Below are 25,017 nucleotides of genomic sequence, written 5' to 3'. Positions count from 1 at the left end.
GGCGAGCGGAATCGTTTCTGTCGTCACGCGCCGTTGTCCTAGGGGGGTTCGGATGGGGCGAGGCGTCAGAAGCTAGCCACCGCCCGTTACGCGGAGAGACGGAGCGGGCCACGCTTTGCTACATCTGCGTTGCCATGCCCCGGATTCGTGTTACGGATGGGAAAACCGCCATGTCGAGGCCGATATCGTCCGCACATGGTTCGTGCGCTCAGCTTCGTCGGGGTGTGCGTCGTCCTGTCCGGACTGCTGGTCAACACCTATCTCGCGGTTGTAGCACGCAACGTCTCACCCGCGGAGTACAGCGACTTCGGCGCGTTCTGGTCGATCGCGCTGCTCGTCGGGTTCGGTGCTTTCCTTCCGGTGGAACAGGAACTGGCGCGCCTGGGTCCTCGCGCGCTGCGTTCGGCCGCGGTCGTCGCGCTCGGCATGGCAGCCGTCGAGTGCGCGTTCGCCGTCTTCGTGTCACCTGCCGTCGCGGTGCTCTGCTTCCTGTCCGCGGGACAGTTCCTGGTGCGGGGCGCGCTGATCGGCAGCGGCAAGCTGGCCTGGCACGGCGGCCTGCTGGTGGTCGACACCGCCCTGCGCGTGGTGTTCGCGCTGCTCGCCGGGTGGTTGGGGGCCACGACGAGCGCGCAGTTCGAGTGGACACTCGTGGCGGCGGTCGCGGTGGCGCACCTGCCGGTGCTGGCCGCCATCTGGTGGCAGGAAGACAACGTGGTACCCGTGCGCGACATCGCGCGCGCGATCTCACCGTTGCTGGTCGGGTCTGTTTGTGCGCAGCTGCTGCTCAACGGCATCCCGGTGCTGGTGACCGCGATCGCCGCGCCGGACGAACGCGCCAAGGCCGGCGTGTTCCTCGCCGCTTTCCTGCTCGCCAGGGTCCCGCTCTTCGTCGCGGTTCCGTTGCAGACAGCACTGCTGCCGGTGATGACAGGACAGCCGATGCGCAAGGTCGTGACGCGCCTGGCCGTCGTGCTCGCACTCGTGGGCGCCGCAGGGGTTGCCCTCGCGTTCACGATCGGCCCGTGGCTGGTGCGGCTCGTGTTCGGGCCCGCCTACGTCGTGTCCTCAGTGGACATCGCGCTGATCGCACTCGGCGTCGTGGCCCATCTCGGGTTGATCGTGACCACCCAGGCCCTGGTGGCGGGCGCTCTGCACAAGCGGGTGGCGTGGAGCTGGCTCATTGGTGTCGCGGCGGCGGCGGTGACGTTCGCGCTCATCCCGGACCTGTTGCTGCGCGCGGAGATCGCGTTCCTCACCGGATCACTCGTCGGCTGGCTCGCCGGAGTCCGCCTGCTCATTTCCCCACGACAGGAGAGCGAACTGTGCTCGACGACCTCGTCATCGCCCTGACCTACTACACGCCGTACGTGTCGGGCCTGACCAACTTCGCGCGGGACGTCGCGGAGGGGCTCGCCGAGCGCGGGAAACGCGTCCGCGTGGTCACCACCCGGCACGACCCGTCGCTGCCGCACGAGGAGACGATCAACGGTGTGCGGGTGAGCCGCGCGCCGGTGCTCGCCCGGTTCGGCAAGGGCGTGATCAGCCCGGCGTTCGCCACGATGGTGCGTGAAGCCTCCGCGAACGCCCGCGTGCTCAACCTCCACCTGCCCATGCTCGAGGCCGGCCCGGTGGCGGCACTCGCGAAGTGCCCGGTCGTCGTGACCTACCACTGCGACGTCAGCCTGCCGCCCGGCCTGGTGAACACGCTGCAGGGCAGGGTGATCGACGCGTCCAGCCGGCTGGCGATGCGCCGCGCCGCCGCCGTGGCGGTGACCAGCGAGGACTACGCGCGCGAGAGCAGGCTGTGGCCGTCGATCCGCCCGCACATGGCCGCCGTGCCGCCACCCTGCCGCCCGGTCCCCGAGGGCACACCGAAATTTCGCGACGGCGACGGCCTGCACGTCGGGTTCCTGGGCCGGATCGTGGAGGAGAAGGGCGTAGAACACCTGGTAGACGGCTTCCGCGCACTGGACGACCCGTCCGCGCGGCTGCTGATCGGCGGCGACTTCGGCAACGTGGCGGGCGGCAGTGTCATCGCCCGCGTGCGGGAGCACGTCGACGGCGACCCGCGGATCAAGCTGCTCGGGTTCGTCCCCGACGAGGACCTCGGCGACTTCTACGCCTCGCTGGACGTGTTCGCGCTGCCCTCGGTGAACGCCTTCGAGGCGTTCGGCATCGTGCAGGTCGTCGCCATGCTCGCGGGAGTCCCGGTGCTGGCGAGCGACCTGCCCGGCGTGCGCATTCCGGTGCGGGAAACCGGTTTCGGGCTCATCGTTCCCCCTGGCGACGCGGCCGCCATCACCGCTGGGCTGCGGTCGCTGCGTGATGAGCCGCCGGTCTCGGATGGCACGGCGGCGGCGAAGTTCAGCGTTCCGGCCGTGCTCGACGCGTTCGAGGCGCTCTTCGAGAAACACGCTTTGCCCGCGGGGTGATCGAGCACCACCGGACGGCAAACCGAGACATACTGTCCCGGCTCCACATCGCCGTGAGAGGTGGCTCAGGTGACGACGAACCAGCGCGTCCGCCGCAGTGGCTTGGCCCCGGTCGTCCAGGCGCGGTTGGCGCTGTGGACGTTCGTCATCGTGAACTTGGCGATCATCGAGTTCCTGTTCCTGACCGCGGGCAAGGGCAAGAACGAGGTCCTCACCGTCGCCAAGTTCTTCGGCCTGCACGCCGCGCTGATCATGATGTGTCAGCTGCTGCTGGTGGCCAGGCTGCCGTGGCTGGACCGCCGCATCGGCATGGACCGCCTCACGGTGTGGCATCGGTGGGTGGGCTTCACGCTGCTGTGGACGGTGCTCACGCACGCGACGATCGTCGTCCTCGGGTACGCGACGCTGGACAACGCGTCGATGGGGAAGACGTTCCTCGCGCTGGCGGGCGTCCCCGCCTCGCTGCTGGGCATGCTCGCGGCCACCACCATCGTCGTGATCGGGGTCGTCTCGACTCGGGCTGTCCGGCGGCGTCTGCAGTACGAGACCTGGCACGGCCTGCACCTGTTGCTGTACGTGGCGCTGGGGCTGGCGTTCGTGCACCAGTTGATTGAGACCACGACGTTCAAGTCCTCGGTGTTCGCGATGGTCTACTGGTGGGCGCTGTGGCTGTTGGCCTTCGGTTCGTTGATCGTCGGAAGGATCGTGCGACCGCTGATCCTCAACTCCCGCCACCAGTTCCGGGTCGCGGCGGTGGTGCCGGAGTCGCCGAGCGCGGTGTCGGTGTACGTGACCGGCCGCAACCTCGACCGGCTGCCCGCCATGGCCGGGCAGTTCTGCATCTGGCGGTTCCCCGGACACCGCCACTGGTGGCTGGCGAACCCGTTCTCGCTGTCCGCCGCGCCCGACGGACGCACGCTGCGGCTCACCGCCAAGGCCGTCGGCAAGGGCAGCGCGGGCCTGCGCGACCTGCAGGTCGGGTCGCGCGTGTTCGTGGAGGGGCCGTACGGGGCGTTCACCTCGCTGCACCGGACTCGGCCGGGCGTGCTGCTGATCGCGGGCGGGGTGGGGGTCACGCCCATTCGCTCGCTGCTGCAGGAGCACACGCCCGGCGACTTCGTCGTGCTCTACCGGGTGCGCGACGAGCGCGATGCCGTGCTGCTGAACGAGCTGCGGCAACTCGTGGAGGCCCGCCGTGGGCGACTGCACCTGCTGACCGGCAGGACCGGTCAGGGAGCCCGGCCGTTCGAACCGGGAGCGTTGCACCAGCTGGTACCGGACGTCGTGCACCGCGACGTGTACGTCTGCGGTCCGCCCGCGATGACCGCGGCCGTGCTGAGCGGTCTGCGCAGCCTGAACGTGCCGAATGCACAGGTGCACGCCGAGAAGTTCGGCCTGGCCTGACGTACGCAATCTGACGTACGCGAGATCAGAGTGTGAGCGGATGATGCGGGCGCTCGTGGTCGCGAGAGTAAGACGCGACACCACGAGAGAAGGAGTGCACCGCGATGACTACCACCCGCAAGCTCAGCGGCCGCGCCCGCAAGGCCGTGCTGCTCGTGCACGTCCTGTCGGCGGCGGCGTGGCTCGGCATCGACCTCGCGCTGGGGATCCTCGTCGTGGTCGCACTGTCCACAACGGACGTCAGCACGGCCGGCGTCGCGATCCAGGCGATCGACATGTTCGCGATCTGGCCGATGTTCGGCGCCAGCGTCGTCTGCATGATCTCCGGCGTGGTGCTCGGTGTGACCAGCAAGTACGGGCTCGTGAAGTACTGGTGGGTGGCGATCAAGCTGTTCATGAACGTCGGCATGTCGCTGCTGATCGCGTTCTCGCTGCGGCCGGGCGTGGCCGAGGCGGCGCGGATCGGTGAGCGGATGCTGGCGGGCGACCCGACCGCGGTCATCCCGTCCGGGATCATGCACCCGGTCGTGGTCGCGCCGACGTTGCTGCTGTTCGCCTACATCCTGTCCGTCTTCAAGCCGTGGGGCCGGATCCGCAAGTCAGCGCAGCCAGTCAAGCGTCAGCGCCGCGACCTCGTCGGGGCGGTCTAGCTGCAGGAAGTGCCCGGCGCCCGCCACGATCTCGACCCGCGAACCAGGGGCGAGAGCCGTGGCGGCGTCGGCGTACTTGTCCGGCGTGATGCAGCCGTCCTCGGCACCCGCGAGCACCAGCATGGGGATCTTCGCCGGCTTCTCGGAGATCTTCGCCAGGTCAGCGAGCTCGGGATCGTGCAGTGACCTGTCGAAGTTCGCCCGGTACAGCTTCAAAGCGTTGGCCCGCAACGCGGGATCCGCGTACATGTCCCGGACGTAGTCGGGCACCTCCAGGCCGGGCGACCAGGTGCGCCACATGTAGCTGATCAACGTGTCGTTCAGCAGCCCCTCGGCCACATCGGGCACCTGGAACATGAACAGGTAGAAGAACCGCTGCTGCTGCGCCGGATCGTCGAAGATCGTCCGCAGTGCGGCAGGCGGTGGCACGGACATCGTGATGACCCGCCGAACCCGCTCCGGCCACACCGCCGCCAGCCGCCCTGCCATCCCGGCTCCGATGTCGTGCCCGATCACGTCCAGGGGCTCGTTCGACAGCGCCGCGTTGACGGCCGCGGCATCGGCGGCCAGCGTGAGCCCGTCGCCGAACGGCAGCTGCTCGAACGTCGACGGGTGGTGCCCGCGCAGGAACGGCAGGACCACCCTGCGGCCCGCCGCGATGAGGCGTTCGGCGAGCGGCCCGAACGACGTCGGGTGGTCGGGAAAGCCGTGCCAGCACACGACGATCGGTCCGTGACCCGCGGCCAGCGCCGGGAAGTCCAGCCGCTCGGTGCGGATGACGATCTCGTCGAAGTCCATCAGAAGTCCACCCGCATCACGAAACGTCGTTTGGTGGGGTGCGTGACCTGCACGAACCCCGCCTCCTCGAACACCTGCCGCGCACCGACGTGCATCTCGCCCCACGTGACGTTCTGGCCCGGCGCGGCGATCATCGGATACGCCTCGACCGCGCGAGCCCCGTTCTTGCGCGCGTGCCCGACGGTCGCCGCCGCCAGCTCGTAGGTGAGACCCTGCTTGCGGAACCCCTTGCGCACCACGAAACACGTCACGGCCCACACGCCGTCGTCGTCCTTGTCCTCGGCACGCCCCTTCCACGGAATGGGCATGCTGAGCAACTTCGCGTAGTCGCACCGGGGTTCGACCGCGACCCACCCGGCGGGCCGGTCGTCCACATAGGCCACCAGCCCGCTGCCTCGCGCCGACTGCTCCTCGTGTGCCGCAACACGTTCGTCGAGCGTCGAGTCGCGCCAGATCCAGCCCTTGACCTTGTACCGCTGGCAGTGGCACTTGCCCGGCTCGGACCCGTCGAAGATCGCCTCGACGTCCTCCCACGGCACCTCGTCCGACGGAACGATGCGGATCACGAAGACCAGACTAGAGGTCCTGGGTGAGGTTCACCGGGTTTCCGTCCGGATCGAAGATGTGCGCGACGCGTTGTCCCCACGGCATGTCGTTCGACGGACCCTGGACGCGTCCGCCCGCGGGTTCGACCAGCGGCAGCAACGAGTCGACGTCATCCACTCCGATGCTCAACGTGATCCGCGGCGGCACCGAGACGTCGGCCGGCTCGGCGACGAGCCCGAGCTCGGCGTCGCCGATCTTCAGCGTCTTGTAGAACACCTTCCCCTGCTCCGGATACCGGAACACCTCGACCGCGCCGAGAACCTGCTCGTAGAACGCCTGCACCGGCGGCAGGTTCGGGGTCACGATGATGGGCTGGATCGCCATGGACTCCTCCTAGTCGTCCACAGAGGTACGGGACGGCCGCCGGGAACTCATCGGTGCGCCGAAAATCGGCAGCAACTCGTCCACGTTCAGGAACGTCGTGCTGCCGGTGACCAGTCCGCCGCGCACATCGATGAACACCAGCCCGAACGGCTGCTCCATCCCAGGCCGCATCTGCCAGTAAGCAGGCGAGGCGTTGGCACGAACCGGCACCAGCCACGCGCCGTCGCACGCCGCGTTCGGATCGCTCAACGCCACCGAGATCGGCCCACGACCCCGCAGCCACCAGCTGAACGGCGGCATCGACATCGTCGCGTCCTCGTGCAGCAGCGCCACCAGCGTCCGCACATCGTGCCGTTCGAACGCCTCGCAATACCGGCTGAGCAGCGACTTCTGCACCGGATCGGCCGGGTTCAACGGCTCTCCGGGATCGACCGTCTGCAACGTCGCCCGCGCCCGCTGCAAGGCGGAGTTGCCCGAGGCGACCGAGATGTCCAGCAGTGTGGCGACCTCGGAGGCCTTCCACGCCAGCACATCGCGCAGGATCAGCACGGCGCGTTGACGAGGTGGCAGGTGCTGGAGGGCGGCCACGAACGCCAGCCGCACGGTCTCCCGGCGGATCGCCTGGTCCTCGGGCAGGACCTTGGCGTCGGGCACGGGCTGCACGAAGACGCGTTCGGGCAGGGGCGCGCCGATCTCCCCGCCGGCCGGTCCCAGGTCAATGGCCACGGCCCGGCGCTGGGCGGATCGCAGCATGTCGATGCAGATGTTGGTGGCGATGCGGTAGAGCCAGGTCCGCAGCGAAGCGCGCGACGAGTCGAAGCTGTCGTACGCCTTCCACGCGCGCACGAGGGTCTCCTGCACGGCGTCCTCGGCCTCGAAACCGGAGCCGAGCATGCGGTAGCAGTAGCCGTTCAGCTCGATCCGGAACGGCTCCAGCGTCTCGATCACGCAGAAGACCCTACGCGGACCGATGAGTTTTCGCGGGCTGGTCCGTACGTACGGACATGACCGAAGACATCTTGCGAGCAGTGGCGGCGGAACGGCGTGACCAGGCAGAACTCCTCGCCGGGCTCACCGAGGAGCAGTGGCACGCGCCGAGCCTGTGTGCGGGCTGGCGCGTGAAAGAGGTGATCGCGCACACGACCCTGCCGTACCGCAGCTCGACCGCACGCGTGCTCAAGGAGATGCTGAAGTCGGCGGGCAGGTTCAACCACGCCTCCGACCGCATGGCCAGGAAGGATGCCGCGGCACTGTCCACGAATGACCTGGTCAGAACGCTGCGGGACAACGCCGAACACCCGTGGACGCCACCTGGGGGCGGCCCGGCGGGTGCGCTGTCGCACGACGTCATCCACGGCCTCGACATCACCGTCGCGCTCGGTGTGGACCGCAAGGTGCCCTTGGAACGCCTCCAACACGTGCTCGAAGGCGTGACGCCACGACACGTCAAGTACTTCGGCGCGGACCTCGACCGCAAACGGCTCGAGGCCACCGACCTGGACTGGACGTTCGGCGAGGGCACGCCGGTCCGGGGGCTGGCGCAGGATCTGCTGCTGGTGGTCTGCGGACGCACCCTCCCGGCGGGAAGGCTCAGCTGACCTCGTCCCGCACGCGCGCCGTCGCCTCGGTCGTGGCCACCAGGAACCGGGCCACGACCTGACGATCCGCGTCGCTCATCTCGTCCCAGGCCGAGGAGAACTCACGGGCCAGCGGCTGGAAGAACGTCGAGGCCAGCGCCGTCGCCGCGGAGAGCACCCGGAGCTCGACGCGGCGGCGGTCGTCCGGATCGCGCTCGCGCACGACGTGACCGGCCTTCGTGAGCCGGTCCAGCACCGACGTGGTGGCCGACGCGCTCAGGTTCAGCGCCTTCGCGAGCGATCCGGGGGTCATGGGGGAGCGGGCCGTCATGATCAGGTTCAGGGCTGTCATGTCGGTCGGGTGCAGCTCGTGAGCAGCGCTGAAGATCTCCAGAAACCGGTTCGACTCCATCACCAGAGCGCGCACCAGCATGCTCAGGTCGTAGTCACTTGCCTCGCTCACGCCGCCAGCTTACAGTTCGGCCATCGAATCATTCGACGATCGAAGGAATGTCTGATGCGAGTCCTGGCCGGGGTCCTGCTCGTGGTGTGGCTGGCCCTGGGCGGCTTCACCGGGCCGTACGCCGGCAAGCTCTCGGAGGTCGCGGAGAACGACAGCAGCGCCTTCCTGCCGAACTCAGCCGAGTCCACCCAGGTCGCTGAGCTGCAGAAGAAGTTCCAGCGCGCCAACGCGATCCCGGCGATCATCGTCGTCGAACGGCCCGGCGGGCTGACCGAGGACGACAGGAAGTTCCTCGCCGAGCGCGGCAAGGGCTTCCAGGCGTCACCGGTGATCCCCGCGCCGAACGACGCCGAGGCCGCCCAGCTCGTCGTCCTGCTCGACCCGGCGAAGGAGGTCCGCGACTCGGTCGTGGAGCTCCGCGACGGCGCCAAGAACGCCCCGGCAGGCCTGAAAGTGCTGGTCACGGGACCGGCCGCACAGGTGGCGGACCTGGTGAAGGCGTTCGGCGGGATCGACGGGCTGCTGCTGATCGTCGCGGGTGCGGTGGTCGCGTTGATCCTGCTCGTCGTCTACCGAAGTCCGTTGCTGCCGCTCGTCGTGCTGGTGTCGGCGGTGTTCGCGCTCGGGCTCGCCAGCTTCGTCGTGTACCTGCTGGCCAAGAACGACGTGCTCGCGTTGAACGGCCAAAGCCAGGGCATCCTCTCGATCCTCGTCTTCGGCGCCGCGACGGACTACGCGTTGCTGCTCGTGTCGAGATTCCGCGAAGAACTGCGTGACACCCAGGACAAGTACACGGCCATCCGCACTGCCTGGCGCGGCACGATCGAACCCATCGCGGCCTCCGCCGGCACGGTCATCCTCGGCGTGCTGTGCCTGCTGTTCAGCGACCTCGACTCGAACAAGGGCCTCGGACCTGTTGCCGCCATTGGCATCGGCGCCGCGCTGCTCACCACGATGACGTTCCTGCCGGCCACCCTGGCGCTGGTCGGGCGCGCCGCGTTCTGGCCGTTCGCGCCGAAGCTCGGCTCGCCGCACCCGGAGACCAGCGGCCTGTGGGGCCGGGTGGCAGGTCTGGTGCGCAACAAGCCCCGCGCGATCTGGATCGTCACGACGCTCGTGCTGCTCGTCGGTGCCGCGTTCCTGCCGCAGCTGAAAGCGTCCGGCACCGCGCAGTCCGACGTGTTCCTGACCGAGGTCGAGTCCGTTGCGGGACAGGAGGTCCTGTCGAAGCACTTCCCCGGCGGAACCGGGTCGCCGACGGTCATCATCGCCGCGGAGAGCAAGACGGCGGAGGTGCTGCAGAAGTCAAAGGTGGACGGTGTCGCCGACGTCCGGCCGTCCGGTACGGCCGATGGCCTGGTCCGCATCGAGGCCACGCTGAAGGACGCGCCGGACTCGGACGCGGCGGTCGAGACCGTGCAACGGATTCGCGCGGCGGTGCACGGGATCGACGAGGCGAAGGTCGGCGGGCAGACGGCGACGTTGCTCGACACCAGGACGACGTCCGAGCACGACCGGTTGCTGATCATCCCGATCGTGCTGGTGGTGATCTTCCTGGTGCTGGCGCTGTTGCTGAGGTCGTTGCTGGCACCGGTGTTGCTGATCGGGACCGTGGTGTTGTCGTTCGCGGCCACCATGGGTGTGTCGGCGCTGGTGTTCAACCACGTCTTCGACTTCCCCGGCGCGGACCCGGTGGTGCCGCTGTTCGGGTTCGTCTTCCTGGTGGCGCTGGGCATCGACTACAACATCTTCCTGATGACCCGCGTCCGCGAGGAGACCCAGCGCCTGGGCACGGTCGAGGGCACGTTGAGAGGCCTCAGCCTGACCGGCGGCGTGATCACCTCCGCCGGTGTGGTGCTGGCGGCGACGTTCGCCGCGCTGGCCGTCCTGCCGATCCTGTTCCTCACCCAGATCGCGTTCATCGTGGCGTTCGGTGTCCTGCTGGACACTTTGCTGGTGCGGTCGTTGCTCGTGCCGGCGTTGTCGGTGGACATCGGTGGCCGAATCTGGTGGCCGTCGAAGCTGAGGTGAGTCAGGATCTCGGGCATGACCTTCACGGCACGTCAGCTGAACCGCGCCACGCTCCAGCGGCAGATGCTGCTGGAGCGCGAACCGGTCGACCTGCTGACCGCCGTCGACAAGGTCGTCGCGATCCAGGCGCAGGAACCCGCGTCGCCGTACATCGCGCTGTGGAACAGGATGTGGCGCTTCGACCCGGCGGATCTGGACGAGGCGTTCCGGAGCGGCGTGATCCGCAAGGCCACGCTCATGCGGATCACGCTGCACGCCGTGACGGTCGCCGACCACGAGGTGTTCCACCACGCGATGCTGCCCGCGCTGCGGGCCTCCCGGCTCAACGACAAGCGGTTCCGGGCCATGGGCCTGACCGTCGAGCGGGCCGACGAGGTGCTCGCGCACATGCTGGAGTTCGCCGCGGAGCCGAGAACCAAGCCCGAGCTGGAGGCGCTGCTGCACTCGCACGTCGGTGACGTGGGGGAGCCGGGCATCTGGTGGGCGCTCGCCTCCTACGCGCCGCTCGTGCGGGTGCCGACCGGCGGACCGTGGGCCTACGGGCCGAAGCTGTCGTTCCAGACGACGGTGATCGAGCCGCGCGAACGGATGGCGGCGCTGGCCGAGATGCTCCGCCGCTACCTCACCGGGTTCGGGCCCGCGACCGTCCTCGACATGAACCAGTTCACGATGCTGCCCCGCACCGTGATCCGGGAAGCGCTGGAGCTGCTGGACCTGGTGCGTGACGGCGACTACTTCGACGTTCCGAATCGGACGGTCCCGGACGAGGACACCCCGGCGCCGCCGCGGCTGATGGCCATGTGGGACAGCACGTTGCTCGCCTACGCCGACCGCAGCCGAATCATTCCTCATGACTATCGCAAGCTCATCATCCGCAACAACGGCGACACACTGCCGACACTTCTCGTTGACGGTTATGTGGCAGGAGTCTGGCGCACGATCGAGGACGGCGGCGTCGAGGCGACCGCCTTCCACGCCCTGAGCGAGGACCAGTGGTCGGGCATCGCCGAAGAGGCCGCAGCGCTGCGAAAGCTCCTTGACGAGCGGGAACAGCACATCTACCGGCGCTACGCCCGGTGGTGGAGCGGCCTTCCGGTCCACGACGTTCGTATTGTGTGAAAACGTCAAGATCTACAAAGGACGCTTCCTCAGTCACTATTCCTTCACCCTGCAGTGGAGGAAAGTTCAATGTTCCAAACGAAAAAGCGCGCTCCTTCGGCCCTTGCGGCCGGCCTGCTCGCGGCGGGTGCGCTCACCCTGATCGGCGGTTCTCCTGCCACCGCCGTCAACACCGCCGCAGAGTGCGTCGACACGCACGCCGACGCGCACTCGGCGGCCCGCGGCAAGCCCGGCAGCACGGGCCACGACCGCAACGAGGTATCCAGCGCCCAAGCCGAGCAGATGAACGCCGACCTGCGCCAGAAGGTGATGGAGGCCAACCAGCGCGGCGGAGTCGCCGCACTGGCAGCCGGTGGCACGATCAATGTGGTCTTCCACATCGTGAGTGCCAGCAACGGCACGGGGGCGATCGACAACGCCACCATCACCAAGCAGATGAAGGTTCTCAACGACGGTTTCGCCGGCGCGGAGTCGAGTGCCGCAGCGAAGACCGGCTTCAAGTTCGTGCTGCAGGACACCAAGCGCTACACGAACGACGCGTGGTTCAAGCTGGAGGAGACCGGCTCCGAACGGGCGATGAAGACCCAGACCCGGGCCGGCACGGCCGCGACGCTCAACATTTGGTCCGCCGACATCGAGGGCTTCGGGTTCGCGACCTTCCCGGCCTGGTACGCGGGCGACAAGAAGATGGACGGCGTTGTGATCGACTACGCCACCGTCCCCGGCGGCTCCGAGGTGAACTTCAACCTCGGCAAGACCGTCACGCACGAGGTCGGCCACTGGATGGGCCTCTGGCACACGTTCCAGGACGGCTGCAAGGCGAAGAACGACGAGGTCGCGGACACCCCGGCCCAGTCAGGCCCCAGCTCGGGCTGCCCGACCGGCCGCGACTCGTGTTCGCTGGTGGGCCTGGACCCGATCCACAACTACATGGACTATTCCTTCGATTCTTGTTACAACCAGTTCACCCCTGGTCAGAACACCCGCATGCAGAGCGCCTGGACGGCGTACCGCAGCGGCAAGTGACCTAGCGTGACGAAGGGGCGTCGCTGTCGAGCGGCGCCCCTTTCGCTTGTGCGGAAAGCAGAAGGAACCGCAGACCGTCCTTTGAGGCCTCGTCCTGTGCGGTGTAGGCGATCAACAGCTGGTCGGGGTGAGTGTCCACGGTGAACTGCTGGACGTCGAGCGTCAGCTTGCCCGCCGCCGGGTGGTGGTAGGTCTTCACGAGTTGGCGCGGGCCGCGGACCTGGTGCGCCGCCCACCACGTGCGGAAGTCCGCGTCCCGCACGCTCAGCTCCCCGACGAGTGCCGAGAGCGTCTGGTCGTGCGGTGTCCGGCCGGCCTCCATCCGCAGCACCGCAACGCATTCGCGGGCCGAGCGTTCCCAGTCGCCGTAGAGGGCGCGGAACGCCGGATCGAGGAACGTCAACCGGATGAGGTTGCGTTCCCTCGCTGGAAGTTCCGCGAAGTCCGTCAGCAGTGCCGCGGCGCCGCGGTTCCACGCCAGGACGTCCATGCGGCGGTGCAACACCATCGCGGGGATGTCCGGCATGCCGTCCAGCAGCTGCTGCAGCCGCGGCGCCACCTCTGGTGCGGCCTGCTGCCTGGCTGGGGCGACATCGGCGACGGTGAAGAGGTAGTCGCGTTCGTCCGGTGCCAGTTGGAGTGCGTCGGCGAGTGCTTCGAGGACGGTGCGCGAGACGCGGGTGGAGCGGCCCTGTTCCAGCCGGACGACGTAGTCGACGCTCACGTGCGCGAGCTGGGCCAGTTCCTCGCGGCGCAGTCCTGGCACGCGGCGGGACCTGCCGTCGTCCGGGAAGCCCGCCTGGTGCGGGTCCAGTGCGGCGCGGCGGGTGCGGAGGAACTCGCCCAGTTCGGTCATGCCTCCAGTGTCCGCGATGGTCCGCACGCGTGCCTGGTACTGGCTTGCATAGGCAGGACCCTCCCTGGTTGTGCCGGGTTCGTGGGACGAGCGTGGTGGACATGGAAAACGTGACTTTCCCCAGCAACGGAATCGAGATCGCCGGCCACCTCTACCGCCCGGAGGGTGAGCCCCGCGGCGCCATCGTCGTCGGTCACCCCGGTACGGGTGTGAAGGAGCAGACGGCCGGGGCGTACGCACGTGAGCTGGCGGACCGGGGCTTTCTGGCGCTGGCGTTCGACGCCGCCTACCAGGGCGAGAGCGGTGGCTTGCCGCGTGGCCTGGAGGACCCGTTCCAGCGGGTCGAGGACATCCGGGCGGCGGTGACGTTCCTCGGTGGCGACGGGGTCGGGGTGCTCGGCATCTGCGCGTCCGGCGGGTACGGTGTGGCCGCGGCCGGGACCGATCACCGGATCAAGGCGATCGCCACGGTCAGTCTCGCCGACATCGCCCGCCAGTTCCGGTTCGGTGCCGACGGCACGCAGGATCCGGCTGTACTGCAGGGCTTGCTGGACCAGGTTCAGGACGGCAGCTTCACGCTCTTCCCCGAGACGGCGGAACAGGCCCGCGCCGGTGGGCTGCATTCGTTCGAGGGCTGGGAGTACTACTGCACGCCGCGCGGTGAGCACACGAGATCGGCGAAGACCGTGACGTGGAGCAGCGTGGGGCGGATCGCCGCGTTCGACGCGTTCCGCGCGGTCGACCTGATCGCGCCGCGGCCGTTGCTGCTGGTGGCCGGGAGCGAGGCGGTCACATCGTGGATGAGCGTCGAGGCGTTCCAGAAGGCGGGTGGCCCCAAGGAGTTCCACTGGGTCGAGGGGGCCACGCACGTCGACCTGTACGACAAGTTCGTGCCCCAGGTCGCCGAGCGGGTGAGCGAGTTCTTCGGCAAGAACCTCTAGACCTCAGCGGCCACCGAACGGGCGTGGTCCAGTTCGCGTTGATAGCGGCCGGGGTTGGCGGCGGAGAGTTCCTCGTTCAGGGTGAGGGCCTCGGTGATCGCGGCCTCGGCCTCGGCGCGTTCGGCCCGCAGCAGGCGGATCCGCGCGTGGTCGGTGAGCGCGTCGGCCAGCAGGTAGGCGTACTCGTGCGGGTCGTCGGCGTGCCATTCGCGGTACTCGGCGACGGCTTGCAGCGAGGCTTCCAGTGCGGCGTCGTGCTGTCCCGAGTGGGCCGCGGCCAGGGCGAACGTGTTGCGCGCCATGGCTTTGCCGTCCGGCGTCTGGTACAGGCCGATGCTCTTGGCGGCAGCCTCCGCGGCCTCCCCGTAGGCACGACGGGAGATCAGCAGGCTGGCCCGGTTGTTCCACGCCCGCGCAAGCTCCTTGCGGCCGAGCTCACGATCCGCGTGCCGGGTCGCCAGGGCGATGGCCTCGTCGCTGGCCGCGAGCGACTCGTCGAGCCGGCCGGTGTCGTGCAGACGGCTGCCGAGACTGACCAGCGCGAGCGCGAGCCGCAGTTCCATCTTCATGGCCAGCGCCCGGTGTTCAGCCTCCGCGGCGAGCTGCCGGTAGCGGTCGGCGGACTCCTGGGCCGCCCGCACCGCCTCCTCGTCGAGTCCCAGGTCCCGCAGCCGGTTGCCGTGGTTGTGCAGCGCCGCGGCGAGATGGCTCCGGTACTCCCACTCGTTCTCGCTGTCCGCGCGCTGCCTGATCACGTCCACGGCCTCGGCGGCGGACGCGCGTGCCTGCTCGAACCGGCCGAGGCGGAGCTGGATGAGGCTCAGCTCGTCGAGAACGGTGTAGCACCGCACGGTCGAGTCCTGTGCGCGCTGCCTCCAGAACGCCGCGGCCTCGGCGGCGCACTCCACCGCCTGCTCGTGTTCGCCGATCGTCACGAGCCGCTGGGCGTGCTCCGACAGGGCGTTCGCGAGGCTGTAGCCCTCCCGCAGTCCGTACTCGACCGGTCCCTGCCCGCGCAGCTCGGCGACCGCCTCACCGGCGTTGCGGGCGGACTCGACGTGCCTGCCCAGCTTTCCCAGCAGGTCGGTGATCCAGTACCTGGCCGTGTTCGCGATCGAGGTGCTCTGCTTGCCCGGCACGGCCAGCCGCAGGGCGAGCGGCAGCTCCTCCTGGGCGACCGGCAGCGCCTCCTCGTACCGCTCCTGCCGGATCAGATTGTCGCGCAACGAGGTCAGCACCTTACGAAGCTTCTCGGCGTCGCCTGCCTCCCGCCGGAACTCCAGCACCTCGAGGTGCGTGCGCAGGGCGAAGTCGTCCCACCCGCACTCCTCGAACAACTCCGCCAGCTCGACCAGAGCCTCCGCCAACGCGTCCGGCCCCGGCCAGTTCTCGCGAGGCGTGCGCCGCAACTCCTCCACGACCGGCCAGGTGTACCCCAGCATCTTCAAGGGGTCCGGATAGCCGCTCCTGGCCGGGCGGTGCCACGTCTCCTCGCGGCGCACTGGCTCGATCACCAGCGAGTAGATATCACGCGGTGCGCACCTCGGGAGCCGTCTTCGTCACTTCCGCTTCCGATGTAACGGAAGCAAGCCGCTCGCTCATCGTGCCGCCCTCGGGAATCCCGGCAGGAGAGGGGATCTTGCCCAGCAGGTACCCGGCGTGACTCACCCCGAGCAACACCAGGAACGCGTCCGAGAAGGCCGGCAGCCCGGCGATGCCCGCGGGGTTGTCGACGGCCCTGAGCGCCGCGACCGCCTGTGCGACGTAGAGCAGCACCAACAGCACTGTGATGACGAAGTTCTGGAACTTCGTCAGATCGATGGACCGGCCTGCCGACGCGCCCTCCTCGACGGTCAGCATCTCCCACAGCCTGCCGCGTTCCTGGCCTCGGGGGTAGGCCGCCACGGAGTCCGGCCGGCTGGTGCTCTTCGCGACCTTGACGGCCGCCGACACGACCCCGGACCCGACCGCGATCCCGAGCAGCCACAGCACCTGGGTCGGGATCTGGAACCCGGCCACGTCGACCTGCCCGGCCGCGAACCGCCCGAACGCCATGCCGCTGATCAGCGACAACAGCACGACCGTCCACACCATGATCTGGAAGCGGGACAGGCTGTACCGGCCGCGCGCGTCCCGCAGGACGTTCTGCGCACTCAGACGGCTGGGGATCACCACCGCGAGCAGCACGATGACGAGAGCGGACACGATCCAAGCCCAGAACGTGGTCGCCATGGGGGCCTCCTCGTTACACCGTTCGGACGCTGTGGCTGATACGTCGTCGGGAGGCCACCAGGCGTTATCACGCGGGGTAACGATTAGGGGGTCGGTCTACCAGTGGCAGGCGGTGTCCGGCTCGCAGCACGGCGCCAGGAACCGGCAGCTCGGGCAGATCCACTTGGAACCGTTGCCGTACGGGCGCAGGTCGTCGGACTCGCACTGCGGGCACTGGGGGAGTTGGACGGTCTTCTTGGCCGGCTGCTCGGTCACGCGCGACAACCTACTTCAGTTGTGGTCGATCACGAGGCTGGCGCGCGCGGCCGGATCGCATCGGGCGAAGTACAGCCGCTGGCCCTCGACGTAGCGGCGGTTGCGGGGATCGTCCGGATCGGACGGACTGCCGTCGCGCCCGGCCATGCGCGCCACGGAGACCGCGAAGTCCACCGCCAGGAACACCGAGAAGTCCCAGTGGTCCACCAGTTCGTCCCGGTGCAGGAAGATCCCGTCGACCAGCAGGATCGCGGACGGCGGCGCGACCTCGGCCGGCGCGTCCACGTAGGCGTCCGTCTCCAGGTCGTGGCTCGCCCGCCGGAACGGTTGCCCGTGAGCGAAGGGCACGAGCAGGTGCCCGGCGAATCGTTCGCAGTCGAAGCTGTCGAGGAAGAAGCCCTCCGGCGACGTTCGTCCGCGCTGCCAGCGGATCTCCTGCGGGTGGTGGAAGTCGTCGACGGACGCGCGGACCACCACGCGACCCCGTGAGCGCAGCACCGAAGCCAGGTCGTCGCAGAACGTCGTCTTGCCCGCGCCGTCGACCCCGTCCACCGCGACGAGCCCCTCGGCGGGCAGCAGGCCGGCGACTTCGTTCAACAGTTCGGTTCGCGTCACGAGATCGACGATTTCACACATCGTGACCGCGATACGCCCTGTCGGATGAGACCCAGGTCTCCCCGGCCTCAAGAACGCGTAAAAGCCGGACCCAACCCCGTAAGGACGTTGTTAGGCACCCCCTGATCAGGCATTTCCTGATGCACGCTCCCAGCGTCATAGGAAAGAACCTTGTCGTTGAAGGGAGCGGCGTCATGGCCGACCTGGCCTACGCGTTGCTGCTGATCGGGAGTTTCGTCGTGCTGGGCCTGACGGTGCGTGGACTGGAGAAGTTGTGAGCACGGGACTTGTCGCGAACGCCGTCGCCGGCGTGATCGCGCTCGGGCTGATCGTCTACCTGTTCGTCGCACTCATCAGGCCGGAGAAGTTCTGATGTCACCTCTCGTGGCCGGCCTCCTGCAGGTCGGCATCCTCGTCGCGGCCCTGGCGGTCGCGTATCGGCCCCTCGGCGACTACATGGCGCGCGTCTTCGAGAACAAGAGCCACTCGAAGCTCGAACGGGCGATCTACCGGTTCGCGCGGATCGACCCGGACGCCGAGCAGAAGTGGAGCACGTACGCGTACGGCGTGCTGGGCTTCTCGTTCGTCGGCATCGTGTTCCTGTACGTCGTCCAACGCGCGCAGACGCTCTTACCGTTCGACTTCGGGCGCGGCAACGTCGAGCCCGGTATGGCGTTCAACACGGCGATCAGCTTCGTGACCAACACGAACTGGCAGTCGTACGTGCCGGAAGCCGTCATGGGGCACACGGTCCAGATGATCGGCCTGACCGTGCAGAACTTCGTGTCGGCGGCCGTGGGTCTCGCCGTGGCGGTAGCCCTGATCCGGGGGTTCGTCCGGAGTCAGACCGACCGGCTCGGCAACTTCTGGGTCGACCTCACCAGGGGCACGATCCGGATCCTGCTGCCGCTGGCGTTCATCGCGGCGATCGTGCTGATCGCGTTCGGCGTCACGATGAGCCTCAAGTCCGGTGTGGACGTTGACGGCCAGACGGTGGCCAACGCGCCGGTTGCCGGCCAGGAGGCCATCAAGGAGCTCGGCACCAACGGTGGCGGCATCCTCAACGCCAACTCGGCGCACCCGTTCGAGAACCCGAACGAGTGGTCCAACCTGATCGAGATCTTCCTGATCCTGGTCATCCCGGTGGCGCTCACCCGCACGTTCGGCCGGCTGGTCGGGCAGACCAGGCAGGGTTACGTGTTGCTCGGTGTCATGGGCGTCATCTGGACCGCGATGCTCACGGTCATCTGGGGCGCGGAGGCCGGCGGGCTCAGGCCGTTGGAGGGCAAGGAACTCCGGTTCGGCATCCCCGGCAGCGCGATCTTCGCGGACGCCACCACCGGCACGTCGACCGGCGCGGTCAACTCGCTGCACGACAGCTACACCGGCCTTGGGGGCGGCGGCGCGTTGCTGAACATGCTGTTCGGCGAGATGACGCCGGGCGGTGTCGGCACCGGCCTGTACAGCATTCTGGTGATGGCGATCATCGCGATGTTCCTGGCAGGTCTGATGGTCGGCCGCACGCCGGAGTACCTCGGCAAGAAGCTGGGACGCAAGGAGGTCACGGCCGCGGCGGTCTCGATCCTCGCGATGCCGACGGTGTTGCTGATCGGGGCGGGCATCGCGGCGATCCTGCCGAGCACCCAGGGAGCCCTCAACAACCCTGGCGCGCACGGGCTTTCGGAGGTCCTTTACGCCTACGCGTCGGCGTCGAACAACAACGGGTCGGCTTTCGCCGGTATCACGGTGACGAACGACTGGTTCCAGTCGTCGCTGGGGCTGTGCATGCTGTTCGGCCGGTTCATCCCGATCATCGCGGTGCTGGCGCTCGCCGGATCCCTTGCGGCGCAGAAGAAGGTGCCGGTCACGGCGGGCACGCTGCCCACCACCGGGCCGCTCTTCGCGACGCTGCTCACCGGCTCGATCGTGCTCGTCGCCGCGCTGACGTTCGTTCCCGCTCTCGCTCTTGGTCCCATCGCGGAGGCACTGCAGTGACCACCAAACCCGGTCTCACGGCCGCAATTCCCGAGGCCTTGAGGAAGCTGCACCCGCGCCACCAGCTGCGCAGCCCGGTCATGTTCGTCGTCTGGGTCGGTTCGCTGCTGGTCACCGTGTTCGCCGCGACCGACCCGAGCGTGTTCACCATCGCCGTCGCGGCATGGCTGTGGTTCACCGTGCTGTTCGCCAACCTCGCCGAGGCCGTCGCGGAAGGCCGCGGCAAGGCGCAGGCCGACTCACTGCGCAAGACCAAGAAGGACGCGGTCGCCAGGCTGGTGAACGGCGACGTCGTGGCCGGCACCGAGCTCAAGATCGGTGATCTGGTCGTGGTCGAGGCCGGCGAGGTCATCCCCGGTGACGGTGACGTCGTCGAGGGCATCGCGACCGTCGACGAGTCGGCGATCACCGGCGAGTCCGCGCCCGTCATCCGCGAGTCCGGTGGTGACCGGTGCTCCGTCACCGGTGGCACGACCGTGCTGTCCGACCGGATCATCGTCAAGATCACGACCAGGCCTGGCGAGTCCTTCGTGGACCGGATGATCGCACTCGTCGAAGGCGCCGAGAGGCAGAAGACGCCGAACGAGATCGCACTGACGATCCTGCTGTCCACGTTGACGATCATCTTCCTGCTCGCGGTGGTGGCGCTGCAGCCGTTCGCGATCTACTCGGGCGGCGAGCAGTCGGTGGTCGTGCTGACCGCGCTGCTGGTCTGCCTGATCCCAACCACGATCGGCGCGCTGCTGTCCGCGATCGGCATCGCGGGCATGGACCGGCTGGTGCAGCGCAACGTGCTCGCCACCTCCGGCAAGGCGGTCGAGGCCGCTGGCGACGTCGACACGTTACTGCTGGACAAGACCGGCACGATCACCTGGGGCAACCGGCGCGCGACCGAGTTCATCCCGGTCGGTCCGACGTCCGGGGAGACGCTCGTGGCGGCCGCCCGGCTGGCCAGCCTGGCCGATGACACCCCGGAAGGCCGCAGCATCCTGGAGCTCGCGGGCGGGCAGCCCGCGACCGAGCACGAGAAGACCGGCGAGTTCGTGCCGTTCACCGCGCAGACCAGGATGAGCGGCATCGACCTGGGCGACCGGATCATCCGCAAGGGCGCCGCGTCCGCGTTCGAGCTGACCGGCACGGCCCGCGAGATCGTGGACGAGATCAGCGCGCAGGGCGGTACGCCGCTCGTCGTCGCGGAGAACGACCAGGTGCTCGGCATCATCAGGCTGAGCGACGTGGTGAAGCCCGGCATGAAGGAACGCTTCGCCGAGCTGCGCGCGATGGGCATCCGCACGGTCATGGTCACCGGCGACAACCCGTTGACCGCCAAGGCCATCGCCGAGGAGGCGGGCGTCGACGACTTCCTCGCCGAGGCCAAGCCCGAGGACAAGATGGCCCTGATCCGCAAGGAGCAGGAGGGCGGCCGGCTGGTCGCGATGACCGGTGACGGCACGAACGACGCCCCGGCGCTCGCACAGGCGGACGTCGGTGTCGCGATGAACACCGGCACGTCGGCCGCGAAGGAGGCCGGCAACATGGTCGACCTCGACTCGGATCCGACCAAGCTCATCGAGATCGTGGAGATCGGCAAGCAGTTGCTGATCACCCGCGGCGCGCTGACGACGTTCTCCGTGGCGAACGACCTGGCGAAGTACTTCGCGATCCTGCCCGCCATGTTCGCGGCGATCTACCCGGCGCTGGACAAGCTCAACATCATGCACCTGGCCACACCGCAGTCGGCGATCCTGTCGGCGGTGATCTTCAACGCGCTGATCATCGTGGCGCTGATCCCGTTGGCGCTCAAGGGTGTTCGCTACCGGCCGTCCAGCGCGTCGGCGTTGCTGCGGCGCAACCTGCTGATCTACGGCCTGGGCGGCGTCGTGACGCCGTTCGCCGGGATCTGGCTGATCGACCTGCTCGTGCGACTCATCCCCGGGATTGGCTGACATGCGGAACTTTCTGAAGCAGTCGTGGGCGGGTCTGCGGATCCTGCTCGCACTCACCCTGCTCGTCGGGGTGCTGTACCCGATGGCGGTGTGGGGCGTCTCGCGGCTCCCCGGTCTGCACGCCAACGCCGAGGCGACGGACACCACGCTCGTCGCGGTCACCCGTGAAGGCGACAAGTACTTCGTGCCACGGCCGTCAGCCGCGACGCTGCCGGCGTCCGGCGGCTCGAACAAGGGTGAGCTGAACGAGGACTACACCAAGGTCATCGCCGAGCGCCGCACCGCCGTGGCGCAACGCGAGGGCGTGCCCGAGGACCAGGTGCCGCAGGACGCCGCTACCGCGTCCGCATCCGGTCTCGACCCGCACATCAGCCCGGACTACGCGGCGTTGCAGGTGCCCCGCGTGGCGCGCGCGTCCGGGCTGTCCGTGGAGAAGGTGCGTGAGTTGGTCGCTGCCAACACCGAAGGCACCTTCACCACCACCGTCAACGTCACTGCGCTGAACCGTGCCATCGACAGCGCCAGTCGTTGACGGTCGCCGGGGTGAGCTGAGGATCTACCTCGGCGCCGCTCCCGGCGTCGGCAAGACGTTCGCCATGCTCGGCGAGGCCCACCGGCGCCGGGAGCGCGGCACCGAGGTGGTCGTCGGGCTCGTCGAGACCCACGGCCGCGACAAGACCGCTCAGCTGCTCCAGGACCTCGAAGTGGTGCCGCGCAAGGTGGTGCGGCACCGCGGTCTCGACGTCGAGGAGATGGACGTCGACGCGATCCTGGCGCGCGGGCCCGACGTCGCGGTGATCGATGAGCTCGCGCACACCAACGCGCCGGGCTCGCGCAACGAGAAGCGGTGGCAGGACGTCGAGGAGCTGCTCGATGCCGGCGTCGACGTCCTGTCCACGGTCAACGTCCAGCACCTCGAGTCGCTCAACGACGTCGTGGAACGGATCACCGGTGTGCGGCAACGGGAAACCGTGCCGGACGAGGTGGTCCGCCGCGCCGAACAGGTCGAGCTGATCGACATCACCCCGGAGGCGTTGAGGCGGCGTCTGGCCCACGGCAACGTGTATCAGGCGCACCGCATCGACGCCGCGCTGGGCAACTACTTCCGGCTCGGCAACCTGACGGCGTTGCGCGAGCTGGCCCTGCTGTGGGTGGCCGACCAGGTCGACGTGGCGCTGCAGCGGTACCGCAGCGAGAAGTCGATCACCGACACCTGGGAGACCAGGGAACGGGTCGTCGCCGCGATCACCGGTGGGCCGGAGAGCGAGACGTTGATCCGCCGGGCGCGCAGGATCGCGACCAGGGCGGGCGCGGAACTGCTGGTGGTGCACGTGATGCGCGGCGACGGGCTGACCGGCGTCACGCCCGAGCACGTCGCCCGGTCCCGCAAGATCACCGAGGACGTCGGCGCGACGTTCCACTCGGTGGTCGGCGACGACGTGCCGACGGCGTTGCTGGAGTTCGCCCGCGGGGTGAACGCCACCCAGCTCGTGCTGGGGACTTCACGCAGGTCACGGGTGGCGCGGGCGTTCGACGAGGGCATCGGCGCGGCGGTGGTGCAGGAGTCCGGCGCGATCGACGTGCACATGGTCACGCACGACGAGTCACGGCGCGGGCTGCGGTGGAAGATCGGCACCGACCCGTTGTCGTTGCGGCGCAGGCTGATCGGCTGGGGTCTCGCGCTCCTGCTGCCGGTGGCGGTCACCGGGCTCGGCATGCTGTGGCGCGACGAGGTCGACTACTCGACGGACCTGGTGACGTTCCTGCTGGTCACGTGCGTGGTCGCGATCGCAGGCGGGCTCGGACCGGCGTTGGTCTGCGCGTTCCTCGGCGCCGGGTTGCTGAACTTCTTCTTCACCGAGCCCTACTACAGCCTCACGGTCAACTCCCCGGAGAACGTGATCACCCTGGTGGCCATGGTGATCGTGGCGACGGCGGTGGCGCTGACCGTCGACCGGGCGGCACGGCTGGGGGAGCAGGGCGCGCGAGCAAGGACCGAGGCGGCGCTGCTGGCCTCCTATGCGCGCACGGTGCTGACCTCGCCGTACCCGTTGGCGCGGCTGCTGGAGAAGATCCGGGTGAACTTCGGCCTGGAGTCGGTGGCGTTGCTGGAACGCCGTGGTGGCGCGTGGGAACGGGTGGCGTGCGTCGGGCCGCGGCCGTGCGACGAACCGGACGAGGCCGACGCGGACGTGATGGTCACGTCCGACATCCACTTGGCGCTGCGCGGCCGCGTGCTGCCCGCCAGTGATCAACGCGTGCTGGAAGCGGCGGCCGGGCAGGCGCTGATGGCGTTGCGGCAGCAGCGAATGGCCGACGAGGCCCGGGACGCGCAACGCAAGGTCGAGACGACCGAACTGCGGACGGCTCTGCTGTCGGCGGTCGGCCACGACCTGCGCACGCCGCTGACGTCGATCAAGGCCGCGATCGGGAGTCTGCGCGACTCCAGCCTGCCACTGTCCGAAGAGGACGTTGCAGAGCTGATGGAGACGGTGGAGGAGTCCGCGGACCGGTTGGCCGGCCTGGTGGACAACCTGCTCGACTCGTCGCGGCTGGCGACCGGCTCGGTCGAACCGGTGTTGCGGCCGGTCGGCTACTACGAGGTGGTGGCTCGGGCGCTCGCCGGCATCGCGGGACAGGTGTCGGTGCAGGTGGCCGAAGATCTGCCACCTGCGCTCGCCGACCTGGGCCTGCTGGAACGCGTGGTCGCGAACGTGGTGGACAACGCCCTGCGGCACGGCCGTCCGTCACCGGTCGCGATCCGCGCGAGCCGCCACGGATCGTCCGTGGAGCTGCGGATCGTGGACCACGGGCGCGGCCTGCCGAAGAAGGCGGGGAACAAGGTGTTCGCGCCCTTCCAGCGACTCGGCGACCGCGACGCCACCCCCGGCGTCGGCCTCGGGCTGAGCGTCGCGAAGGGCTTCACCGCCGCCATGGGCGGGGAGATCAGCGCGGAAGACACACCGGGCGGCGGGCTCACCGTGGTGATCTCGTTGCCCGCTTACGAGGAGAGGCCATGACCTCTGTACTGGTGGTTGACGACGAACCGCAGATCGTCCGCGCGTTGAGGATCAACCTCAGCGCGCGGGGCTACGACGTGATGACGGCCTACGACGGCAGATCCGCGCTGGGCGTCGCGGTCGAGGGCAAGCCCGATGTCGTGGTGCTCGACCTCGGCCTGCCCGACATCGACGGCGTGGACGTGATCGCCGGTCTGCGCGGCTGGTCGAGCATCCCGATCATCGTGCTGTCCGCCCGCACCGATTCCACGGCCAAGGTCGAGGCACTGGACGCGGGCGCCGACGACTACGTGACCAAGCCGTTCGGGATGGACGAGCTGCTGGCCCGGTTGCGTGCGGCCGTGCGGCGCGGGCTGGCACGCGAGGTGGGTGATCCGGTGGTCGAGACGTCGTCGTTCGTCGTGGACCTGGCCGTGAAGAAGGTCCGGCGCGACGGCCACGAGGTGCACCTGACCCCGACCGAGTGGGGTCTGGTGGAGATCCTGGCGCGCAATCCGGGACGCCTGGTGTCGCAGAAGCAGCTGTTGCAGGAGGTGTGGGGACCGATGCACGTCAACGAGTCCCAGTACCTGCGCGTCTACTTCGCCCAGCTGCGCCGCAAGCTGGAGGACGACCCCGCGCACCCGCGTCACCTGATCACCGAACCGGGAATGGGCTACCGGTTCGAGGTGTGAGCGGTTGACGCGGAGGGTGTGAGAGCGCTTCCATGGAGGTCCGCTGCCGT

At 68.7% G+C, this 25,017-nt stretch carries 26 protein-coding genes; 16 read left to right on the top strand and 10 right to left on the bottom strand.

Translation table 11 applies throughout. The features are described 5' to 3' along the window. The first annotated feature begins 195 nt into the window (after nucleotides 1-195). The 4 genes from ACWGE0_RS19190 (at nucleotide 196) to ACWGE0_RS19175 (ending at nucleotide 4,489) form a co-directional block, all read left to right on the top strand. Entirely contained in the window at nucleotides 196-1,353 is a 1,158-nt protein-coding gene (locus ACWGE0_RS19190) for a lipopolysaccharide biosynthesis protein (protein WP_452262231.1), read from the top strand. Next, the gene (locus ACWGE0_RS19185) at nucleotides 1,326-2,435 is read left to right on the top strand and encodes a glycosyltransferase family 4 protein (protein WP_452262230.1); all 1,110 of its coding nucleotides are present in this window, start codon (nucleotides 1,326-1,328) and stop codon (nucleotides 2,433-2,435) included. Before ACWGE0_RS19190 ends, ACWGE0_RS19185 begins: the two co-directional genes overlap by 28 nt. Nucleotides 2,436-2,504: 69 nt before the next feature. After that, nucleotides 2,505-3,839, top strand: coding sequence for a ferredoxin reductase family protein (locus ACWGE0_RS19180; protein ID WP_452262229.1), 1,335 nt, complete (start codon nucleotides 2,505-2,507; stop codon nucleotides 3,837-3,839). A gap of 104 nt (nucleotides 3,840-3,943) precedes the next feature. Next, nucleotides 3,944-4,489: a hypothetical protein gene (locus ACWGE0_RS19175; protein ID WP_452262228.1), complete on the top strand. Its 546-nt coding sequence runs from the start codon at nucleotides 3,944-3,946 to the stop codon at nucleotides 4,487-4,489. Here the strand turns inward: ACWGE0_RS19175 and ACWGE0_RS19170 are convergent. Genes ACWGE0_RS19170 through ACWGE0_RS19155 form a run of 4 tightly spaced genes read right to left on the bottom strand, consistent with a single transcriptional unit; the run spans nucleotide 4,439 to nucleotide 7,165 of the window. Continuing rightward, entirely contained in the window at nucleotides 4,439-5,287 is an 849-nt protein-coding gene (locus ACWGE0_RS19170) for an alpha/beta fold hydrolase (RefSeq protein ID WP_452262227.1), read from the bottom strand. The genes ACWGE0_RS19175 and ACWGE0_RS19170 overlap by 51 nt on opposite strands. Further along, a complete protein-coding gene (locus tag ACWGE0_RS19165) occupies nucleotides 5,287-5,853 on the bottom strand; it encodes a GNAT family N-acetyltransferase (RefSeq protein WP_452262226.1) in 567 nt (188 codons plus the stop codon). Before ACWGE0_RS19165 ends, ACWGE0_RS19170 begins: the two co-directional genes overlap by 1 nt. 10 nt (nucleotides 5,854-5,863) lie before the next feature. Then, the gene (locus ACWGE0_RS19160) at nucleotides 5,864-6,217 is read right to left on the bottom strand and encodes a VOC family protein (RefSeq protein ID WP_452262225.1); all 354 of its coding nucleotides are present in this window, start codon (nucleotides 6,215-6,217) and stop codon (nucleotides 5,864-5,866) included. 9 nt (nucleotides 6,218-6,226) lie between these two features. After that, on the bottom strand, nucleotides 6,227-7,165 hold the full coding sequence (locus ACWGE0_RS19155) for an RNA polymerase subunit sigma-70 (protein WP_452262224.1): 939 nt from the start codon (nucleotides 7,163-7,165) through the stop codon (nucleotides 6,227-6,229). A 56-nt stretch (nucleotides 7,166-7,221) separates the two neighbouring features. Here ACWGE0_RS19155 and ACWGE0_RS19150 point away from each other — a divergent pair, with 56 nt between their 5' ends. Next, nucleotides 7,222-7,815, top strand: a complete 594-nt coding sequence (locus ACWGE0_RS19150; RefSeq protein WP_452262223.1) for a maleylpyruvate isomerase family mycothiol-dependent enzyme — start codon at nucleotides 7,222-7,224, stop codon at nucleotides 7,813-7,815. Here ACWGE0_RS19150 and ACWGE0_RS19145 read toward each other — a convergent pair. Next, entirely contained in the window at nucleotides 7,808-8,257 is a 450-nt protein-coding gene (locus tag ACWGE0_RS19145) for a MarR family winged helix-turn-helix transcriptional regulator (RefSeq protein WP_452262222.1), read from the bottom strand. The two genes, ACWGE0_RS19150 and ACWGE0_RS19145, sit on opposite strands and share 8 nt — an antisense overlap. 54 nt (nucleotides 8,258-8,311) lie before the next feature. On the opposite strand from ACWGE0_RS19145, the gene ACWGE0_RS19140 reads away from it, so the two are divergent. The 3 genes from ACWGE0_RS19140 to ACWGE0_RS19130 all read left to right on the top strand — a co-directional run bounded on the left by ACWGE0_RS19140 (nucleotide 8,312) and on the right by ACWGE0_RS19130 (nucleotide 12,433). Further along, nucleotides 8,312-10,288 carry an MMPL family transporter gene (locus ACWGE0_RS19140; RefSeq protein WP_452262221.1) on the top strand — a complete coding sequence of 659 codons (1,977 nt, stop codon included), beginning with the start codon at nucleotides 8,312-8,314 and terminating at the stop codon, nucleotides 10,286-10,288. A 15-nt stretch (nucleotides 10,289-10,303) separates the two neighbouring features. After that, the gene (locus ACWGE0_RS19135) at nucleotides 10,304-11,407 is read left to right on the top strand and encodes a winged helix DNA-binding domain-containing protein (RefSeq protein WP_452262220.1); all 1,104 of its coding nucleotides are present in this window, start codon (nucleotides 10,304-10,306) and stop codon (nucleotides 11,405-11,407) included. A 69-nt stretch (nucleotides 11,408-11,476) separates the two neighbouring features. Beyond that, nucleotides 11,477-12,433 carry a zinc metalloprotease gene (locus tag ACWGE0_RS19130; RefSeq protein WP_452262219.1) on the top strand — a complete coding sequence of 319 codons (957 nt, stop codon included), beginning with the start codon at nucleotides 11,477-11,479 and terminating at the stop codon, nucleotides 12,431-12,433. Between the two features lies 1 nt (nucleotide 12,434). On the opposite strand, the gene ACWGE0_RS19125 is transcribed toward ACWGE0_RS19130, so the two are convergent. Beyond that, nucleotides 12,435-13,289, bottom strand: coding sequence for a helix-turn-helix transcriptional regulator (locus ACWGE0_RS19125; protein WP_452262218.1), 855 nt, complete (start codon nucleotides 13,287-13,289; stop codon nucleotides 12,435-12,437). Nucleotides 13,290-13,390: 101 nt separating this feature from the next. On the opposite strand from ACWGE0_RS19125, the gene ACWGE0_RS19120 reads away from it, so the two are divergent. Next, nucleotides 13,391-14,230 carry an alpha/beta hydrolase gene (locus ACWGE0_RS19120; protein WP_452262217.1) on the top strand — a complete coding sequence of 280 codons (840 nt, stop codon included), beginning with the start codon at nucleotides 13,391-13,393 and terminating at the stop codon, nucleotides 14,228-14,230. Here the strand turns inward: ACWGE0_RS19120 and ACWGE0_RS19115 are convergent. The 4 genes from ACWGE0_RS19115 to ACWGE0_RS19100 form a co-directional block, all read right to left on the bottom strand. Beyond that, nucleotides 14,227-15,744, bottom strand: a complete 1,518-nt coding sequence (locus ACWGE0_RS19115) for a hypothetical protein (RefSeq protein WP_452262216.1) — start codon at nucleotides 15,742-15,744, stop codon at nucleotides 14,227-14,229. The two genes, ACWGE0_RS19120 and ACWGE0_RS19115, sit on opposite strands and share 4 nt — an antisense overlap. A gap of 13 nt (nucleotides 15,745-15,757) precedes the next feature. After that, on the bottom strand, nucleotides 15,758-16,462 hold the full coding sequence (locus tag ACWGE0_RS19110) for a hypothetical protein (RefSeq protein WP_452262215.1): 705 nt from the start codon (nucleotides 16,460-16,462) through the stop codon (nucleotides 15,758-15,760). 96 nt (nucleotides 16,463-16,558) lie between these two features. Beyond that, nucleotides 16,559-16,717 (bottom strand): hypothetical protein, encoded by a 159-nt coding sequence (locus tag ACWGE0_RS19105; protein WP_452262214.1) that lies wholly within the window; start codon nucleotides 16,715-16,717, stop codon nucleotides 16,559-16,561. 15 nt (nucleotides 16,718-16,732) lie between these two features. Continuing rightward, nucleotides 16,733-17,332, bottom strand: coding sequence for a uridine kinase (locus ACWGE0_RS19100; RefSeq protein ID WP_452262213.1), 600 nt, complete (start codon nucleotides 17,330-17,332; stop codon nucleotides 16,733-16,735). Between the two features lie 140 nt (nucleotides 17,333-17,472). Between ACWGE0_RS19100 and ACWGE0_RS19095 the strand changes: the two genes are divergently transcribed. From ACWGE0_RS19095 to ACWGE0_RS19065, 7 genes are read left to right on the top strand one after another with little or no spacing between them, the layout of a single operon-like run. Then, complete coding sequence (locus ACWGE0_RS19095; RefSeq protein ID WP_452262212.1) at nucleotides 17,473-17,610, top strand: hypothetical protein; 138 nt, start codon at nucleotides 17,473-17,475, stop codon at nucleotides 17,608-17,610. Next, nucleotides 17,607-17,705, top strand: a complete 99-nt coding sequence (gene kdpF / locus ACWGE0_RS19090; RefSeq protein WP_319965181.1) for a K(+)-transporting ATPase subunit F — start codon at nucleotides 17,607-17,609, stop codon at nucleotides 17,703-17,705. The genes ACWGE0_RS19095 and kdpF overlap by 4 nt, the downstream gene beginning before the upstream one ends. Next, nucleotides 17,705-19,327 carry a potassium-transporting ATPase subunit KdpA gene (kdpA, locus tag ACWGE0_RS19085; protein WP_452262211.1) on the top strand — a complete coding sequence of 541 codons (1,623 nt, stop codon included), beginning with the start codon at nucleotides 17,705-17,707 and terminating at the stop codon, nucleotides 19,325-19,327. The genes kdpF and kdpA overlap by 1 nt, the downstream gene beginning before the upstream one ends. Beyond that, nucleotides 19,324-21,273: a potassium-transporting ATPase subunit KdpB gene (gene kdpB, locus ACWGE0_RS19080; RefSeq protein WP_452262210.1), complete on the top strand. Its 1,950-nt coding sequence runs from the start codon at nucleotides 19,324-19,326 to the stop codon at nucleotides 21,271-21,273. The genes kdpA and kdpB overlap by 4 nt, the downstream gene beginning before the upstream one ends. Nucleotide 21,274: 1 nt before the next feature. Beyond that, nucleotides 21,275-21,805, top strand: a complete 531-nt coding sequence (locus ACWGE0_RS19075; RefSeq protein ID WP_452262209.1) for a potassium-transporting ATPase subunit C — start codon at nucleotides 21,275-21,277, stop codon at nucleotides 21,803-21,805. Next, nucleotides 21,780-24,293 (top strand): DUF4118 domain-containing protein, encoded by a 2,514-nt coding sequence (locus ACWGE0_RS19070; RefSeq protein WP_452262208.1) that lies wholly within the window; start codon nucleotides 21,780-21,782, stop codon nucleotides 24,291-24,293. The genes ACWGE0_RS19075 and ACWGE0_RS19070 overlap by 26 nt, the downstream gene beginning before the upstream one ends. Continuing rightward, complete coding sequence (locus ACWGE0_RS19065; RefSeq protein ID WP_452262207.1) at nucleotides 24,290-24,967, top strand: response regulator; 678 nt, start codon at nucleotides 24,290-24,292, stop codon at nucleotides 24,965-24,967. The genes ACWGE0_RS19070 and ACWGE0_RS19065 overlap by 4 nt, the downstream gene beginning before the upstream one ends. The last annotated feature ends 50 nt before the right edge of the window (nucleotides 24,968-25,017 follow it).

The sequence above is a fragment of the Lentzea sp. NPDC054927 genome (genome assembly GCF_053610285.1).
Note: the sequence above shows the minus strand (reverse complement) of the source record. Positions and strands in the feature narration are given on the sequence as shown.